16 protein-coding genes and 4 tRNA genes are annotated in these 16,119 nt (G+C 41.7%); 17 read left to right on the forward strand and 3 right to left on the reverse strand.

Going from position 1 to position 16,119, the window contains the following annotated elements:
- Positions 1-7: 7 nt before the first annotated feature.
- The 7 genes from D8793_RS04490 to ldcB all read left to right on the forward strand — a co-directional run bounded on the left by D8793_RS04490 (position 8) and on the right by ldcB (position 4,311).
- A tRNA-Gly gene (locus D8793_RS04490) sits at positions 8-68 on the forward strand.
- Positions 69-76: 8 nt separating this feature from the next.
- Positions 77-162 (forward strand) — tRNA-Leu (locus D8793_RS04495).
- Between the two features lie 18 nt (positions 163-180).
- Positions 181-254: transfer RNA gene (locus D8793_RS04500), tRNA-Arg, on the forward strand.
- Between the two features lie 42 nt (positions 255-296).
- Positions 297-370: transfer RNA gene (locus D8793_RS04505), tRNA-Pro, on the forward strand.
- Between the two features lie 275 nt (positions 371-645).
- Positions 646-1,776, forward strand: a complete 1,131-nt coding sequence (locus tag D8793_RS04510; protein ID WP_125370938.1) for a DUF6574 domain-containing protein — start codon at positions 646-648, stop codon at positions 1,774-1,776.
- Positions 1,777-1,794: 18 nt separating this feature from the next.
- Entirely contained in the window at positions 1,795-3,519 is a 1,725-nt protein-coding gene (locus tag D8793_RS04515) for a TcaA second domain-containing protein (protein WP_125370939.1), read from the forward strand.
- A gap of 9 nt (positions 3,520-3,528) precedes the next feature.
- A complete protein-coding gene (ldcB, locus tag D8793_RS04520; protein ID WP_125370940.1) occupies positions 3,529-4,311 on the forward strand; it encodes an LD-carboxypeptidase LdcB/DacB in 783 nt (260 codons plus the stop codon).
- Between the two features lie 199 nt (positions 4,312-4,510).
- Here ldcB and D8793_RS04525 read toward each other — a convergent pair whose 3' ends face one another.
- Together D8793_RS04525 and D8793_RS04530 are read right to left on the reverse strand one after the other, a co-directional pair.
- Positions 4,511-5,305, reverse strand: coding sequence for a peptidylprolyl isomerase (locus tag D8793_RS04525; RefSeq protein WP_125370941.1), 795 nt, complete (start codon positions 5,303-5,305; stop codon positions 4,511-4,513).
- Between the two features lie 55 nt (positions 5,306-5,360).
- Positions 5,361-5,780, reverse strand: a complete 420-nt coding sequence (locus D8793_RS04530) for an NUDIX hydrolase (protein WP_125370942.1) — start codon at positions 5,778-5,780, stop codon at positions 5,361-5,363.
- Between the two features lie 567 nt (positions 5,781-6,347).
- Between D8793_RS04530 and D8793_RS04535 the strand changes: the two genes are divergently transcribed.
- The 3 genes from D8793_RS04535 to gloA2 all read left to right on the forward strand — a co-directional run bounded on the left by D8793_RS04535 (position 6,348) and on the right by gloA2 (position 9,391).
- Entirely contained in the window at positions 6,348-6,530 is a 183-nt protein-coding gene (locus tag D8793_RS04535; RefSeq protein WP_125370943.1) for a PspC domain-containing protein, read from the forward strand.
- A 71-nt stretch (positions 6,531-6,601) separates the two neighbouring features.
- Positions 6,602-8,899: a DNA translocase FtsK gene (locus D8793_RS04540; RefSeq protein WP_125370944.1), complete on the forward strand. Its 2,298-nt coding sequence runs from the start codon at positions 6,602-6,604 to the stop codon at positions 8,897-8,899.
- A gap of 105 nt (positions 8,900-9,004) precedes the next feature.
- Positions 9,005-9,391 (forward strand): SMU1112c/YaeR family gloxylase I-like metalloprotein, encoded by a 387-nt coding sequence (gloA2, locus tag D8793_RS04545; RefSeq protein ID WP_125370945.1) that lies wholly within the window; start codon positions 9,005-9,007, stop codon positions 9,389-9,391.
- 101 nt (positions 9,392-9,492) lie between these two features.
- Here gloA2 and D8793_RS04550 read toward each other — a convergent pair whose 3' ends face one another.
- Positions 9,493-9,840: a DUF3397 family protein gene (locus D8793_RS04550; RefSeq protein ID WP_125370946.1), complete on the reverse strand. Its 348-nt coding sequence runs from the start codon at positions 9,838-9,840 to the stop codon at positions 9,493-9,495.
- Between the two features lie 149 nt (positions 9,841-9,989).
- On the opposite strand from D8793_RS04550, the gene rplK reads away from it, so the two are divergent.
- From rplK to D8793_RS04585, 7 genes are all read left to right on the forward strand, one after another.
- Entirely contained in the window at positions 9,990-10,415 is a 426-nt protein-coding gene (gene rplK, locus D8793_RS04555; RefSeq protein WP_001085808.1) for a 50S ribosomal protein L11, read from the forward strand.
- 97 nt (positions 10,416-10,512) lie between these two features.
- A complete protein-coding gene (rplA, locus tag D8793_RS04560) occupies positions 10,513-11,202 on the forward strand; it encodes a 50S ribosomal protein L1 (RefSeq protein WP_001085675.1) in 690 nt (229 codons plus the stop codon).
- Between the two features lie 129 nt (positions 11,203-11,331).
- Positions 11,332-12,780: an APC family permease gene (locus D8793_RS04565; protein ID WP_061910139.1), complete on the forward strand. Its 1,449-nt coding sequence runs from the start codon at positions 11,332-11,334 to the stop codon at positions 12,778-12,780.
- A gap of 311 nt (positions 12,781-13,091) precedes the next feature.
- The gene (locus D8793_RS04570; protein WP_062004654.1) at positions 13,092-14,027 is read left to right on the forward strand and encodes a manganese-dependent inorganic pyrophosphatase; all 936 of its coding nucleotides are present in this window, start codon (positions 13,092-13,094) and stop codon (positions 14,025-14,027) included.
- Between the two features lie 86 nt (positions 14,028-14,113).
- Positions 14,114-14,626: a YiiX/YebB-like N1pC/P60 family cysteine hydrolase gene (locus D8793_RS04575; RefSeq protein WP_125370947.1), complete on the forward strand. Its 513-nt coding sequence runs from the start codon at positions 14,114-14,116 to the stop codon at positions 14,624-14,626.
- Positions 14,619-15,272 (forward strand): DUF1803 domain-containing protein, encoded by a 654-nt coding sequence (locus D8793_RS04580; RefSeq protein ID WP_125370948.1) that lies wholly within the window; start codon positions 14,619-14,621, stop codon positions 15,270-15,272. The genes D8793_RS04575 and D8793_RS04580 overlap by 8 nt, the downstream gene beginning before the upstream one ends.
- A gap of 96 nt (positions 15,273-15,368) precedes the next feature.
- On the forward strand, positions 15,369-16,118 hold the full coding sequence (locus D8793_RS04585; protein WP_125370949.1) for a CPBP family intramembrane glutamic endopeptidase: 750 nt from the start codon (positions 15,369-15,371) through the stop codon (positions 16,116-16,118).
- Position 16,119: the final 1 nt, after the last annotated feature.

Raw genomic sequence — 16,119 nt, forward strand, 5'->3', positions numbered from 1 at the left:
TAGTTCTAGTTCAGTGGTAGAACACCACCTTGCCAAGGTGGGGGTCGCGGGTTCGAATCCCGTCGTTCGCTTTGAGGCCGGGGTGGCGGAACTGGCAGACGCACAGGACTTAAAATCCTGCGATTGGTAACGATCGTACCGGTTCGATTCCGGTCCTCGGCATAGCGGATATGCGACAGGGCACCCTTAGCTCAACTGGATAGAGTACCTGACTACGAATCAGGCGGTTAGAGGTTCGACTCCTCTAGGGTGCATGAAGGGAGACGAGGTCATATGACTCCGTTTTTACTTATGATCGGGAAGTAGCTCAGCTTGGTAGAGTACTTGGTTTGGGACCAAGGTGTCGCAGGTTCGAATCCTGTCTTCCCGATATGCTAATTCATAGAAGACAACGGCTGTATGCTGTTGTTTTTTATATTTTATGGATTCTGGTTTTTTGCTTTTCCATAATGTCTCTATAATTTATAAGTTTTCGTAAATTAGACAGTATCCATATAGGATGTGGTCTTTTTACTTTTTGATTAAAGTATTTGGCTTACTTCATATTTTTTGCTATTTATGCGTGCCTATTGCTTTGATTGAATTTTCACCTGATTTTTTGTATACTAATATGTGGATAATCATTTATTGATGGGAGATTTTTATATGTTAAAGCAAGATTGGCTCGAATATTTTGAAGCTGTGAATGGTCGTTCAGCAACGGATGCAGAAATTGCTCAAGCTTTGCTGGCTGGTGAATTTGTGGAACCTGAGCTGACAAGTACGAATCAAGTTGGAAGTGAAACTGGCTCAATCATATCAGACTCTGTTCCAGCACAAGGAGGAGCTTCAAACGGTGAATATTATGCTCAGCCGCAAAATAGTTTTCAGGAACAGAATGGGCAAGGATCGTTCTCTCAGCCAACTGGGCAGCAATATCAAGAGCTTCCTCAGCAACAGCCTAACCAAAATCATTTTGCTAATCAAACACAATCGTTTGCTCAGCAGGACTATCCTTATCAACAGCCAAATGGTGGGCAACCTAACCAGTTTGTTAGTCAGCCTCAATCTTCTGGTTCGCAAGGCTTTAATCAGCAAGCTTATCAAAATAATCCGCAAGGCCAGTTCAATACGCAGAATTTCCAGCAAGGTCCACAGGCCTACTATAGTCAGCAACAGCCGGCGCAACCAAGTGAATTTTCTAAAACAATGAAAGGTTTCTGGGCCTGGCTTGTTTCTGCTTGGAAGTCGCCAACTTCAGAAGTTGAAAGTAGCAAATTAAATGGCTATCTTTCTCTAGGATTGACTGTTTTCTTTGCAGCTATCGTGGTGAATTATAACTTTTATAATATTATTTCTTCGGTGAGTTTTGGCTTTTATAGTGGTCCGACTTTTGACTTTAGACTTTTCTTAGTCTCACTGATAGCGGCTGCTCTCGTTCTTTTCTCCATTATTTTAGGAGGCTTTGCTGTAAAACGCATGGTCTATAAGGATGGAAGCTTTAGCTTTAATAAGGCATTTGACTGGTATGGCAGACTCTATGCGATTATCTTACCTTTTGTGGCTCTTTCTGCTTTATTTAGCTTACTTGGGATTATGTCTGTTTCCCTCTTCCTAGCATGGATTGGCTTAGTGTTAATTGGGGTCGGTGCAACCTTTGCTTTGATTTATTCAAAATCTAGCACGTCAATGGATCCTTTTTATAAATATTTACTGGCAATTATTGTCAATGGTGTGATTACATTTATCTTTACTTTCATCGCTTTCTCATTACTGATGAGTCTTATGATGATGTAAAGTTCTGGGAGGTGATTTATGGCAACGAAAGAAAAATGGGTTGAGCTTTTTGAGCAAGTCATTGGTAGAAAGCCAAGCGCAGATGAGTTTTTAGAAGGAAAACGTTTTGACTTTGATCCCAGAAAGATTATTTCTATTGCGGCTCCAGCAGGACAAAGTAACGATGGGCCAGCTGAAGAGAAGCAAAGCTCGGTGACTCATGAACAAAATTTGGGGCAAGAGGAGCCAGCTGTAGAGTTTCTCAAAGAAGAATCTGTTGAGGCTTATCCTAAAGAAGAAAAGCAAGAGATTTCAGAATCGGATCAATACCAAGAGCAACGGGAGAATTGGCTGCAAGCTTTCGAGACGAATATTGGTAGAAAGCCGACTAAAGAGGAATTTTTAGAAGCACGAAATCAAGGTTTTCTTAATCTACCTATTCGCTCTGAATTACTGGAATCGGAATTACCACAGAAAGCAATAAAAAAAGCAGAAAAAAGAATGTCGAAGAAGAAAGTCATGCTGATTGCTTTTCCTCTTATTCTACTTTCTGTTTTAGTGGCAGCCTTTCTTTATTTGAGCTCGGTGACAGGTGTGAAAGTTGTTACGGATGATTTTGCAAAAGCGGTTACTAAAAAGGATTATGATGGAATCGCAAACCTACTTTCTTCTAACTCAGATAAGTGGACACGTGCAGACGCGAGGGCTTTGGTCGAGCACTTAGAGAGTCAAGAAATCAATATTGAGACCGAGTTGGACAACATTGCTAAGTCAAAGGGAAAATCAGCCTATATTGATGACAATCAGAATAAACTTTTAGGTGTAACTGAAAAAAGCAAGAAATTTGGGATTTTTCAGGAATATCAAATAGTGGCCTATCCAGTAGAGGTGAAGGTTAACACGAACTTAGAAAATGCGAGCATCAAAGCTGGCGATAAAAAAAGCATTCTGTTAAATAAGAATGCTGAAACGAATATTGGCAAATATCATTTTATCAAGCAGGAATTTACCCTGAAAGGTAAGACGGAAGTTGGAGAGATTGAGAGTAAGATTCAGCTTGATTTAGCCACTGCTAAGAATAATGAAATTAAATTGGATCTTAAGTCTGAAAAGAAACGATTGAAAGTTACTATGCCAGCAGAAGCTTCAAATGCAACAGACCTTAAAATTGTTGTAAATGGCAAGGAAATTGGTAGTAGCTTGGAAACAGATATTCAAGTTGTACCGCATCAAGAACTGGAAGTTTATGCTAAGTTTATTGTTGCTGGTAACACTTTTGTAACCAACAAGGAGAGCATTGTTGTCAAAGGAGACACGCTTGATGTTGCTTTATCTTTACCTAAAGAAGTGACAGATAAGATCAAAGAAAAGGACGAAGAAGCTAAAAAGGTAGAAGCTAACAAGGCAAAAATCACCAATTTCCTTAGTGAATATCGCACGGCTGTTTTCAGATCGGTCTCTAATCGTTCTAATTATTATGCTCAATATTATGACACTTCTAGTCCAGCATACAAAGAGATGGTTGAGTGGACTACAGGTGGTGGTGTCAAGAAGGCGAAAATTGATTATTACGATCCAGGAGCTTTGGATATCCGTGAAGTGAGAGAGGAGAACGGCTCCTATATTGTGACGACTTATGAAGACTATACAGTTCACTATATTGATAGTACTCCAAATAGTGTCAATAGAAAAAATAAAACTTACTATTTGAAGCCGACCGGAAATTCCTTTGCAATCTACAATATTGAAGTTTCAGAAAGTTAGTGGAATACAATGAAATATAATAAACTTATTTTTCTAGCAATGGCAGTCTTGCTTTTAAGTGCTTGCTCAGCAGCCAAAGACAAGACTGTAAGTAATACAAACAAGCAGGCAAGTAGCTCAAATGTATCTGTTGAAAAAAAAGAGGCTGAAAAAGATCGGTCATCTAGCCAAGATACAAGGAGTGAATCGGATGGTACGGAGTCTAAGAAGGAGCAGAAACAGGACGTAACTGTTGATAAAAATGTTTCTTACAACGGAAGCTACTATAGCGTTCAAGGTAAATATGACGAAATAGTCATCGCCAATAAACACTATCCATTATCAGCTGACTACAATCCAGGTGAGAATCCGACTGCTAAAGCAGAACTACTTAAGTTAATCGCAGATATGCAGTCCAAAGGTTATCCTATCAGCAACCAATATAGTGGCTTTCGTAGTTATCAAACTCAGGTCGGCCTTTATCAAAGTTATGTGAATCGAGATGGACTAGCTGCGGCTGATCGCTATTCGGCAAGACCAGGCTATAGCGAGCACCAAACTGGTTTAGCATTTGATCTGATTGATAGTAGCGGCAATCTGGTTGAAGAAGCTGGAGCTAGTCAGTGGCTCTTGGACAATGCCTATAAATATGGTTTTGTAGTACGCTATCCTGTTGGCAAGGAGGGGTCTACTGGCTATGTGCCTGAAAGTTGGCATCTACGCTATGTAGGAAAAGAGGCCAAGGAAATTTCCGAATCTGGTCTCACACTGGAAGAGTATTATCATTTTACAGGTGGTAATTATGTCCAGTAAAATCTAATTGCAGACTCAGCATCTACCTTATTCTCAAAAGTTAGAAGCTACATATCTCACTTTAAAAGTGGAGTTGAGCTGCTGGATGATTAGAAAAATGCATAGTAAAACCAGTCCTCGTTTTTTGGGGACTGGTTTTTTGTTTTGTTGACACTAAGACCTAACTCATAAGATGAGCAGAGCTCGAGTTGACTTTTTCCTATTCTTTTATAATTTCAATCTTTTCGATTTTAATATCTGTTTTGGGTTTATCTTTATCGCCAGTTTCTGTGGCAGCAATTTTATCTACTACGTCCATGCCTTCAATGACTTGACCAAAGACGGTATAACCGCCGTCAAGGCTTGGATTTCCGCCGTTTTTGTAAGCTTCAATGATTTTAGCAGGGAAAGTATCGGTCGGTAATTGTTTGGATAAGTCTTTCTTGCTTTGGTTGATGAAAAATTGACTGCCGTTGGTGTCTTTTCCAGCATTGGCCATGGCTAGTGCGCCGCGCAAGTTGTAGAGGTAAGGAGAATATTCATTCTTGAAGCCATTTCCTGAGTCAATAGACTCATTCTTGCCTTTCCAAATGGATTCGCCACCTGTGCCATCTCCTTTAGGATCGCCGGTCTGAATCATGAAGTCATTGATAACGCGGTGGAAAATCACCCCGTTATAATAGCCTTCCTTTGCATGTGTCAGAAAATTTTCGACAGCTAAAGGAGCGTATTTAGGAAACAGCTTGAGGCGAATGTCTCCTTGTGTTGTGATAATCTTGACTTCAGCCTCATCTTCGGCAACTTCTGTAGATAGTTGTGGGAAGTTGGCATTTTCATTGGTCATGGCATCCTTGTATTGTTCACGGAGTTTTTGAACTTCAGCTGCCTCAGAGCTGGTATCGGTAGCAGAAGACTGCTTAGGAGCGCTGGAGGACTTGGTAGTAGAATCTTCTTTAGTGGAGCAGCCTGTCAGAGCAAGTGCAGATAAAAGACTAAAAAGAATGATTTTTTTCATAAATAACCTTTCTATGCATAAGTTTATGAACTATTGCTATTTTACTATAAGTGCTTTAGTTTTTCAAACTTTCCTGCGTCAGAAATTCCAAGAGCAGGGATTTGAGGCTTTCTGGACGCAAATTGTGGTTGTAAAGTTCTTGCAAGCTGACCCATTCGGGCTGGTAAATGTTTTGGGGACCACTGCGCTCGAGCTCCTCGCCCTGCATGAGTGGAGTCTCATCCGTACTTAGACTGGTGTAAAAATAATACTCCTCTTCTCCCTGATTGTTAAAGGAAAAAGCTGTGTGCAGCTGGTCAGCAGAAAAGTTAAGATTGACTTCTTCTTTCATTTCCCGTAAGGCGGTTTCTAAAGGTCCTTCTCCAAGTTTGATAGTCCCACCGGGAATTACCAAATACTCTTGTCCATTCTTCCAGCGGTGAATCAGCAAAATCTTGTCTAAGAAAGGATTGTAGACAATCACACCTGCTCGCATACTCTTCTCCTTTCTGCTGTTTTCTTCTAAATAGTCTAGCAAAAATAGATAAAGATTACCAATCTGAGCTATAGAAACACTTTCTTGAAATTTCCGCTTTCTATAAAAATATATATGCTAGAATGAATGTTATACTTCAGAAATGGAGCACTTGTGCCTATAAATTTTAAGGAAGCTATCTTGTTCATCTGGTTTTATAACGGTCTTTCTAATAGATGTTCTTTTAGTAGGCCCCTTGGTAAAAGAACTGGTCTTTCGTTTTTTGAAAGATCATCATAAGCGCTGACAAAATATTAGGGCGCATCCTTGTAAATGGAACGTTATTTGNGAGCTTGGGGAGCAAATTTTGTAATGGCTGTTTCCCTTAACATTCTCTTGGTTGGTTCGTTCTCGAGTTTTATACTAGGGTATGTCCAGAAACTTTTCTCGAGTGAAGAAAGGATCGGAAATTTTGAGGACGATGATGAACCTTCGAAAATTATTTTAGGGAAAATTATGGTAGAATAAGATAAGAATCGTTCGTTTAATCTAACAAAAACTTGTAATGTAGTTGAAGGGAGTTTGATTATGGCAAGACGTTTAACAAAAAGTGCTGATGATAAAATCATTGCAGGAGTTTGCTCCGGGCTAGCTCGGTATTTTAATATAGATCCGGTCATTATCCGTGTTATCTGGGGAGTTTCCTTTTTTGCTTATGGGATTGGACTTCTTCCCTACCTCATTTTCTGGGTGATTTTGCCAGAAGAATAAGGCAGAAACTAGTTGCAAAAGGCAGCTAGTTTTCTGTTTAGAAGATCTTAAAATATGGTATAATGAAATTTATGGCAAATAAGAAAAATACAAAAAACAGTCGAACTACGAGACGGCCGACAAAAGCGGAATTAGAAAGACAAAAAGCGATTCGACGGATGATAGTCACCTTTGTTTTGGCTATCGCTTTATTGTTTGCTGCTTTGAAGCTGGGGGCTTTTGGAGTCACCATTTATAACTTAATTCGGGTTCTGGTAGGGAGTCTGGCTTATGTGGCGATTCTAGCTGCCTTGTTTTATCTCTTTTTCTTTAAGTGGCTGCACAAACATGAGGGGAAGATTTCGGGCTTTATCAGCTTTTTCTTAGGACTCAGCTTAATTTTTCAAGCCTATTTTGTTCATGTTTTGCATTTGAAAGGGCAGGTTTTATCCACAACGCTTACGCGAGTCTTGACAGATTTGTTGGCCTTTAAAGTGTCCTCATTTGCTGGTGGTGGGCTGATTGGGGCGGCTCTTTATGCTCCGATTTCTTTTCTTTTTTCAAATATCGGCTCCTATTTCATTGGCCTGCTCCTGATTTTGCTGGGGGCCCTGCTCATGAGTCCATGGTCGCTTTATGATCTTGCTGAGAAATTTAGCGTGACTTTCCAAAACTGGAGAGAAAAAGAGGAGGAAAAACGTCAGCTTCGTTTCCTTGAGCGGGAGGAGAAAGCCGCACAGGCAGCTATGCAAGCCATTGAGGTAGAGCAGGCAGAAACTGAAGTGGATCCTCAAACGGGAGAGATTTTAGATGATGAGGATTTGTCTTACTCGCCTATGGACTTTGATGAGGCGGACTATGCTGAAGAGGGGGAGTATGATCCCCATGAGCCCCTGGACTTTGGCCGAGAAGAGGAAATAGAAGAAGCAGAGGCGGACGTAGAGGTAGATTTTACGACCAAAGAAAGTCTAGACTATAAATTACCGACCATCAATCTCTTTGCGCCTGACAAGCCCAAAAATCAGTCCAAGGAAAAGAGGATTGTCCGAGAGAATATCAAGATTTTGGAAGAAACCTTTGCTAGCTTTGGAATTAAGGTTACTGTCGAGCGGGCTGAAATTGGACCTTCTGTTACCAAGTACGAGGTCAAGCCAGCTGTCGGCGTTCGGGTCAATCGGATTTCCAATCTGGCTGATGACCTGGCTTTAGCCTTAGCTGCTAAGGATGTTCGGATTGAGGCGCCGATTCCTGGAAAATCCCTGGTCGGGATTGAGGTACCTAACTCTGAAATTGCGACCGTGACTTTCCGAGAACTCTGGGAACAGTCGAAAACGGATGCCAGCAAGCTCCTAGAAATCCCACTTGGGAAGGCTGTCAACGGCTCTGTCCGTTCTTTTGACTTGGCTAAGATGCCTCACCTCTTGGTGGCGGGCTCTACTGGTTCTGGTAAATCTGTGGCCGTCAACGGCATTATCGCCAGCATTCTCATGAAAGCCAGACCGGATGAAGTCAAGTTTATGATGGTGGATCCTAAGATGGTGGAGCTGTCTGTTTATAATGACATTCCCCACTTGCTTATCCCAGTCGTAACAAATCCTCGCAAGGCCAGCCGCGCCCTGCAGAAGGTTGTAGACGAAATGGAAAATCGCTATGAACTCTTTTCCAAGGTCGGTGCTCGTAACATTGCTGGCTATAATGCCAAGGTAGCCGAGTACAATGCTCAATCTGAGTACAAGCAGGTGCCCCTGCCTTTAATCGTCGTCATCGTGGACGAGCTGGCTGACCTCATGATGGTGGCCAGCAAGGAAGTGGAAGACGCTATTATACGTCTGGGACAAAAAGCGCGTGCGGCTGGGATTCACATGATTCTGGCTACCCAGCGGCCATCTGTAGATGTTATCTCGGGTCTGATTAAGGCCAATGTACCCTCTCGGATTGCCTTTGCTGTGTCCAGCGGGACAGACAGCCGGACTATTCTAGATGAAAATGGAGCGGAAAAGCTATTGGGGCGTGGTGATATGCTCTTTAAGCCGATTGATGAAAACCACCCAGTCCGTTTGCAGGGCTCCTTCATCTCAGATGAGGACGTGGAGCGCATCGTAGCTTTTGTCAAGAATCAAGCAGAAGCTGATTATGACGATAGTTTTGATCCAGGCGAAGTATCTGAAAGTGATTTGGATACTGGCGGGGGCGATGATGAAGGCGATCCTCTCTTTGAGGAAGCCAAGGCCTTGGTCATTGAGACACAGAAAGCTAGCGCTTCGATGATCCAGCGGCGACTCTCGGTCGGCTTTAATCGGGCCACTCGTCTCATGGAAGAATTGGAAGCAGCAGGCGTTATCGGACCAGCCGAAGGAACGAAGCCGAGAAAAGTGTTGCAGACAAGTTAAACATTTTCCCGAGCAGTTGGTTAACAAGAATAATATCCTGTAAAAGCAAATCTGCCAGCAGTTAGCCGGCAGATTTTCTCTACTGAAGAATGAAAGGAAAAAGTTATGAAACTAGATAGCATTCACCATATTGCGATTATTGGCCATGATTATGACAAGACTAAGGATTTTTATGTGGAAAAGCTGGGCTTTGACATGCTGGATGAGCACCATCGACCCGACAAGCAGGACATTCTCTTTAATGTCCGCAAAGGAAATCTGACGCTGGAAATTTTCATCAAGGAAGAAGCTCCCAAGCGGCCAGCCCTTCCTGCACCAGAGCATACTGGGTTGCGGCATCTGGCTTTCCGAGTGACAAATGTCGAAGAAATGCTAGTGGAGTTTGACCGATTGGAGATTCCCCATACCGAGCTGCGCTATGACGACTTTGACGGCCGTAAGATGGCTTTCTTCTTTGATCCGGATGGCCTACCTCTAGAGATTCATGAATAAAACTAGGAGAATCGGAGGGCTTTGTTTCTCAACAGAAGAATGACTCATAAGATTTGCATATGAAAACCCATCGGCTTTGCCCGATGGGTTGTGTTTTACATTTATAAAAAGAGAGCGATGACCATGGCTAGGTACATAAAGAAGATCAAGATAAAACCAGCCCGCCAGAAAAATTTAAAGAACTTGGGATAGTAGAAACTCCGTTTTTTCCTAAGAAAATAAGTTGTGATGGCGATAGCTAGGCCAGACAATACTAATAATAGGTGGGGTAAAAGACTGTGGTAGAAGGCCTTGTCTGAAATGATATACAACTCTATAGCAAAAAAAGGGAAAGCCAAATCTGCAAAATTCAAGCCAAATTTTCTTAGCCTGAAGACCTTCACCGCGATAATCGATAAGATGAGTGTTAAAAAGATAAATAATACAGAAGCAATTTTTAATAATACCATGTAACCATTTTACCATAAAAATGAGAAAATATAAGAATTTTTCTTGCATTTTGAAAAGATTAGTGTATAATAGAAAAGTATGCAAAAAGCATACTTGTGGGAGGTAAAAATCTCTAATTACCGCCAAAACCACAAAGGAGGATTTAAAAATGGCTAAAAAAGTCGAAAAACTTGTAAAATTGCAAATCCCTGCTGGTAAAGCTACTCCAGCTCCACCGGTTGGACCTGCTCTTGGTCAAGCTGGTATCAACATCATGGGATTCACAAAAGAGTTCAACGCTCGTACAGCTGACCAAGCTGGTATGATCATTCCAGTTGTTATCTCAGTATACGAAGACAAATCATTTACTTTCGTGACTAAGACACCACCAGCTGCTGTTCTTTTGAAAAAAGCTGCAGGTGTTGAAAAAGGATCAGGTACACCTAACAAAACGAAAGTTGCTACAGTTACTCGTGCACAAGTACAAGAAATTGCAGAAACTAAGATGCCAGATTTGAACGCAGCAAACATTGAGTCTGCAATGCGTATGATCGAAGGTACTGCTCGTTCTATGGGATTCACTGTTGTTGACTAATCAATAACACCCCCAATATAACCCGCAAGACTTCATCATTTCGAGGAGTGACGTGGGAGATGAAAATCGATTGAACCACTTACAAGGAGAATAGAAAATGGCTAAAAAAAGCAAACAACTTCGTGCTGCTCTTGAGAAAATCGACAGCACAAAAGCATACAGTGTAGAAGAAGCTGTAGCACTTGCAAAAGAAACTAACTTTGCAAAATTTGACGCAACTGTAGAAGTTGCTTACAACTTGAACATCGACGTTAAAAAAGCTGACCAACAAATCCGTGGCGCAATGGTATTGCCAAACGGTACTGGTAAAACTTCACGCGTTCTTGTTTTTGCACGTGGTGCAAAAGCTGAAGAGGCAAAAGCTGCTGGTGCAGACTTTGTTGGTGAAGATGACCTTGTTGCGAAAATCAACGACGGTTGGTTGGACTTCGATGTAGTTATCGCTACACCTGACATGATGGCTCTTGTTGGACGTCTTGGACGTGTCCTTGGACCACGTAACTTGATGCCAAACCCTAAAACTGGTACTGTAACAATGGATGTTGCTAAAGCAGTTGAAGAGTCTAAAGGTGGTAAGATCACTTACCGTGCTGACCGTGCTGGTAACGTTCAAGCAATCATCGGTAAAGTATCATTTGAAGCTGAAAAATTGGTTGAAAACTTCAAAGCTTTCAACGAAACAATCCAAAAAGCAAAACCAGCTACAGCTAAGGGAACTTACGTAACAAACTTGACAATCACAACTACTCAAGGTGTTGGTATCAAGGTTGACGTGAACTCACTTTAAGAATTGAACTTGAGCTACCTATGGGTAGCTCTTTTTTTGGACAAAATATACTGAAGACGGTTACAAAAAATGTAAAAACATGGTATAATTTTATGGAGCAATTTATTTTATATTCAAAGGAGATGAATGATGAAAAAAGATCAGAACCAGCTGACTTGGCTGATGGTGTCCCTGATTGCCTTTAATATGGTTTGGGGTCTGGGAAATGTGGTCAACAACTACTCTCAACAAGGGATTTCAGTCGTTGTTTCTTGGATTCTTATCCTGGCTATTTACTTTATTCCCTATGCCCTCATCGTGGGGCAGCTAGGCTCGACTTTTAAGGAGAGCGGAGGCGGTGTCAGTGACTGGGTGGAGAAAACCTCTACCAAGCGCTTGGCTTATTTTGCGGCTTGGACTTACTGGGTGGTGCATATTCCCTACTTGGCTCAAAAGCCACAGGGAGTTCTGATTCCTTTAGGATGGGCTATCCAAGGAAATGGCGATTTTTTGAGCAGTCTTGATATTCACTGGATTGTTATTCTTAGTTTGCTGATTTTCGGTGCCTTTCTCTACTTATCCACCAAGGGGCTGTCTACACTTAAAGTGATTGGGGGCTTGGCTGGAAGTGCGATGCTGATTATGTCCTTCCTCTTTGTTCTCTTAGCGGTCGGTGCGCCTTTTATCAAGCCGGATATGCAGTTCGCAACGGCTAATATGGACAAGCTTAGTACTTACATTCCTAATTTTGATTTTTCATACTTTACGACTATCTCGCTCTTAGTCTTTGCAGTCGGTGGGGCTGAGAAAATTTCGCCTTACGTTAACCAAACTCGCAATCCAGCCAAGGAATTTCCAAAGGGCATGATTATCATGGCTATCATGGTTGGTGCATCTGCTATTCTAGGCTCTCTAGCCATGGGTATGCTCTTTGACGGTAGCAATATTCCTGAAGATTTGATGCGCAACGGTGCTTATCAAGCCTTCCAAATGCTGGGTAATTACTGGGGTGTAGGTAATGTACTGGTAGTCATCTATGCCCTGACTAATATGGTCGGACAGATTGCGGCCTTGGCCTTCTCAATTGACGCGCCTCTACAAATCTTGCTCAATAATGCCGATGAGGAATTTGTTCCAAGCTGGCTACGCAAGCGGACATCAAAAGGTGTACTGATTAACGGTTATATCCTGACAGGGATTTTGGTAAGCTTCCTGATTGTCCTACCAATCTTTGGAATCAAGGAAATTGACGGTCTGGTTAAATGGATGACCAATCTTAACTCTATTGTTATGCCAATGCGTTATCTTTGGGTATTCGTGGCTTATATGTTGCTCAATAAAGCTTGGAAGAAATACAAGGATGCGGAATATAAACTTACTAAAAATCCAAAATTTGGCTTTATCATCGGAGCTTGGTGCTTCCTTTTCACAGCTTTTGCTTGTATTTTAGGTATGGTTCCCAAAGTAGATTATGCAGTTGATCCAGCTGGTTGGCGCTTCTCTCTGATGACAAATATCTTGACACCGATTGTCTTGATTAGTTTAGGCGTCATCTTGCCTCTATTGGCTAAACGGGAGAAGAGACAGTCACTTAAATAGTAGTGACGATCGCCTCTATCGCTAAATTGATAAAGTTTTCAGTCCTATCTTATGATAGGGCTGTTTTTTAGGAAAAAATCCTTTCACAGGAATTAAAAATGATAAGGCAAGCATTTCTTCTGGGGGACTTTCATAAGAGATGATACTTATATCGACGGTTAAGGTTGGATGATTATTTTGAAGGTTCAGCTCAGCCCTCTATCGCAAAGCTACAATTTTTCTCAAGAAAATATCCTTCTCCTTTTGTGAAATACCTATAATTGTGGTAAAATAAGTGGAATAAATATTATTAAAAACAAAGAGGTATTATCATGTCTAAGATTCTAGTATTTGGTCACCAAAATCCAGACTCAGATGCCATCGGGTCATCTGTAGCCTTTGCTTATCTTGCAAAGACAGCTTACGGTTTGGATACAGAAGCAGTAGCTCTTGGGACTCCAAATGAAGAAACAGCTTTTGTATTGAACTATTTTGGTGTAGAAGCACCCCGCGTGATCACATCTGCTAAAGCGGAAGGTGCAGAGCAAGTTATCTTGACTGACCACAACGAATTCCAACAATCTGTTTCAGATATTGCTGAAGTGGAAGTTTATGGCGTAGTGGACCACCACCGTGTAGCTAACTTTGAAACTGCAAGCCCACTTTACATGCGTTTGGAACCTGTTGGGTCAGCGTCTTCTATCGTCTATCGTATGTTTAAAGAACACGGTGTGGCAGTTCCTAAAGAGCTTGCTGGTTTGATGTTATCTGGTTTGATTTCAGATACACTTCTCTTGAAATCTCCAACGACACACCCAAGTGATAAGGATATTGCTCCTGAGTTGGCTGAGTTAGCAGGTGTGAACTTGGAAGAATACGGTCTCGCTATGCTGAAGGCTGGTACAAACTTGGCAAGCAAGTCTGCAGAAGAATTGATTGACATTGATGCTAAGACTTTTGAATTGAACGGAAACAATGTCCGTGTAGCACAAGTCAACACTGTAGATATTGCTGAAGTTTTAGAACGCCAAGCAGAAATCGAGGCAGCAATGCAAGCGGCTATTGCAGCAAATGGTTATTCTGACTTTGTTTTGATGATTACAGACATCGTAAACTCAAACTCAGAAATCCTTGCAATTGGCGCAAACATGGACAAGGTCGAAGCAGCCTTTAACTTCAAACTTGAAAATAACCATGCCTTCTTGGCTGGTGCCGTTTCGCGTAAGAAACAAGTGGTGCCTCAGTTGACTGAAAGCTTTAACGCTTAATTTCCTGAGTGGCAACTCAAAATAGGAAACACTGGTTTTCCGCACATGTAAAGGAGTTTCGACTCCTTTTTTGATAGACGAGAGAAATGAAGATTCAAGATTTACAAAATGGTGATCTATTGTTTACAGTTGGGAAATCCGAGATGGCAGCAGCGATTCGGACAGCAACGGGCTCCTATAGCCATGTGGGTATCTTTTTTGATGGTGAGATTTACCATGCAACTCAGGAAAAGGGAGTGGCCCATCAGCCCTTGAGCCAGCTTTTGGAGGAAGGGGACATGTATCATGTCTTTGCTTATCCTGAGATAGATGCGGCCAGCGTCTTTAAAGAAGCTAAGTCCCATCTTGGAAAGCCTTATAATGTTAGTTTTTATGCTGAGAGCGAGGGATTTTACTGCTCGGAATATATTGCTCAGATTTTGCCAATTTTTGAGACCATTCCCATGCAGTTTGCTGATGATGAAAATGTGGTTTCTGCGTTTTGGCAGGCTTATTATGAGGACTTGGGCTTAGCAGTACCCGTAGGGCAGCCTGGAACCAATCCCAGTCAGTTGGCTCAATCAGCCAAGCTCATTTTTAAAGGAGAGCTCCATGATTAAAATTATCAATCCGACTCGGCTGACACGACAGCCCTTATTTGAAAAACTAATCAATTATCTGGATCAGCATAATGATGTGATTTTGAGAGAAATCAAACGTGAGTTTGCGGGCTTTCCCAATCTAGATCGCTTCATGGAGGAATGCATCAAGGCGGGCTATATTCGGCGGGAAAATAAGCGCTATTATCAGCAGGTTCCGCTTTTGGAGAATCTTGAAAATCTATCTTTGAATCAGGAAATCTTTATTCGAGATGATAGTCCGATCTATCTGGAATTGTTGAATTTGAGCTTTGAGACTCAGCTTGCTAATCAGACTAATGCGGCTATTCTGCTGGAAAAGACCGATTTTCAGAGAGATAAACTGACCTTGTCCAATTATTTTTATAAAATGCAGCGACAGTATCCGCTGTCTGAGGAGCAGAAGCCCCTTTACGCTATCTTGGGAGATGTGAATCCAGAGTATGCCCTCAAGTATATGACGACTTTCCTCCTCAAGTATGTCCGTAAGGATGAGCTCCTGCAGAAGCGCCGAGATATTTTTGTCGATAGTCTGGTGATTCTAGGTTACATTCGTCAGAATGAGGCTGGCAAGTATGAGTTGAAGGCGAGCTTTGACAAGGAACGCCTAGTGTTCCAATTGGACTGATAGTTTTTAGAATGAGGGAAAAATTAGACAGACCCACCTGTCATTTTGCCATATTCTGTGCTATAGTAGTATATAGAATTTGGGAAAGGAATTAGAATGACAATGTTAAAAAAAATCTATCCCGAGCAACCACTGGAGAACCTTAGGTGGTTCGATATGCTGATTTTAGCAATTATTATGTTTGGCCAATTTATTTATTCCTCAACAATAAATTGGCTTACGATGTCCAGCTCTGTGGGGCAAGCCATCGTGCCTAGGCCAGAGGATGAAAATTTTGCCTTGCTGAGCAATTTGAAATTGCAAGTTTTCCTGCTGGTGTTGGCTCTGCTCTATTTGGGAATTCGTCATTATGATTTCAAACAGCTGAAACTACGCTTGTCTTGGTCTATTCTTTGGGCGCCCTTGATTTTTGCGGTTGTTGGTCTGACTTCTGATGTGATAGCAGCTTTAGTCGGTTCCTATAATTATTTTGACTTAGAAATCTTGCAGCATATCGACTGGACCTTTGTCGAAGTTTGTCGCAAACTAGCTGCGCTGGGACCTGTCGTTATTCTTTATTCTCTCTTCAATGGTGTTTATGAGGAATTCTTTTTCTTAGGCTTGCTCACATCGGTGAAAGAAGAGAGCAAATGGTGGGTTTTAGGCTTTTCAACGCTGGTTCGCTTTTCTGTCCATACCTATCAAGGGCTAGTTTCTGCTTTTCTGATTGGCGTGGTCTTCGGTCTGTTCTATTATTTCTTTTATAAATACAAGGTTAAAAACTTGCTGCCTTTCTTTTTGGCTCATGCCTTTGCGGATATGGTAGGCAGCAGCTTGCTCTATGTCTTAGTGATGTGGAATGGATAAT

The sequence above is a fragment of the Streptococcus cristatus genome, assembly GCF_003943465.1.
GTDB lineage: Bacteria > Bacillota > Bacilli > Lactobacillales > Streptococcaceae > Streptococcus > Streptococcus cristatus_C.

Coding starts and splice junctions, on each gene's coding strand:
- D8793_RS04510 (WP_125370938.1), top strand. CDS start 646: ATGTTAAAGCAAGATTGGCTCGAATATTTTGAAGCTGTGAATGGTCGT.
- D8793_RS04515 (WP_125370939.1), top strand. CDS start 1,795: ATGGCAACGAAAGAAAAATGGGTTGAGCTTTTTGAGCAAGTCATTGGT.
- ldcB (WP_125370940.1), top strand. CDS start 3,529: ATGAAATATAATAAACTTATTTTTCTAGCAATGGCAGTCTTGCTTTTA.
- D8793_RS04525 (WP_125370941.1), bottom strand. CDS start 5,305: ATGAAAAAAATCATTCTTTTTAGTCTTTTATCTGCACTTGCTCTGACA.
- D8793_RS04530 (WP_125370942.1), bottom strand. CDS start 5,780: ATGCGAGCAGGTGTGATTGTCTACAATCCTTTCTTAGACAAGATTTTG.
- D8793_RS04535 (WP_125370943.1), top strand. CDS start 6,348: ATGGCAAGACGTTTAACAAAAAGTGCTGATGATAAAATCATTGCAGGA.
- D8793_RS04540 (WP_125370944.1), top strand. CDS start 6,602: ATGGCAAATAAGAAAAATACAAAAAACAGTCGAACTACGAGACGGCCG.
- gloA2 (WP_125370945.1), top strand. CDS start 9,005: ATGAAACTAGATAGCATTCACCATATTGCGATTATTGGCCATGATTAT.
- D8793_RS04550 (WP_125370946.1), bottom strand. CDS start 9,840: ATGGTATTATTAAAAATTGCTTCTGTATTATTTATCTTTTTAACACTC.
- rplK (WP_001085808.1), top strand. CDS start 9,990: ATGGCTAAAAAAGTCGAAAAACTTGTAAAATTGCAAATCCCTGCTGGT.
- rplA (WP_001085675.1), top strand. CDS start 10,513: ATGGCTAAAAAAAGCAAACAACTTCGTGCTGCTCTTGAGAAAATCGAC.
- D8793_RS04565 (WP_061910139.1), top strand. CDS start 11,332: ATGAAAAAAGATCAGAACCAGCTGACTTGGCTGATGGTGTCCCTGATT.
- D8793_RS04570 (WP_062004654.1), top strand. CDS start 13,092: ATGTCTAAGATTCTAGTATTTGGTCACCAAAATCCAGACTCAGATGCC.
- D8793_RS04575 (WP_125370947.1), top strand. CDS start 14,114: ATGAAGATTCAAGATTTACAAAATGGTGATCTATTGTTTACAGTTGGG.
- D8793_RS04580 (WP_125370948.1), top strand. CDS start 14,619: ATGATTAAAATTATCAATCCGACTCGGCTGACACGACAGCCCTTATTT.
- D8793_RS04585 (WP_125370949.1), top strand. CDS start 15,369: ATGACAATGTTAAAAAAAATCTATCCCGAGCAACCACTGGAGAACCTT.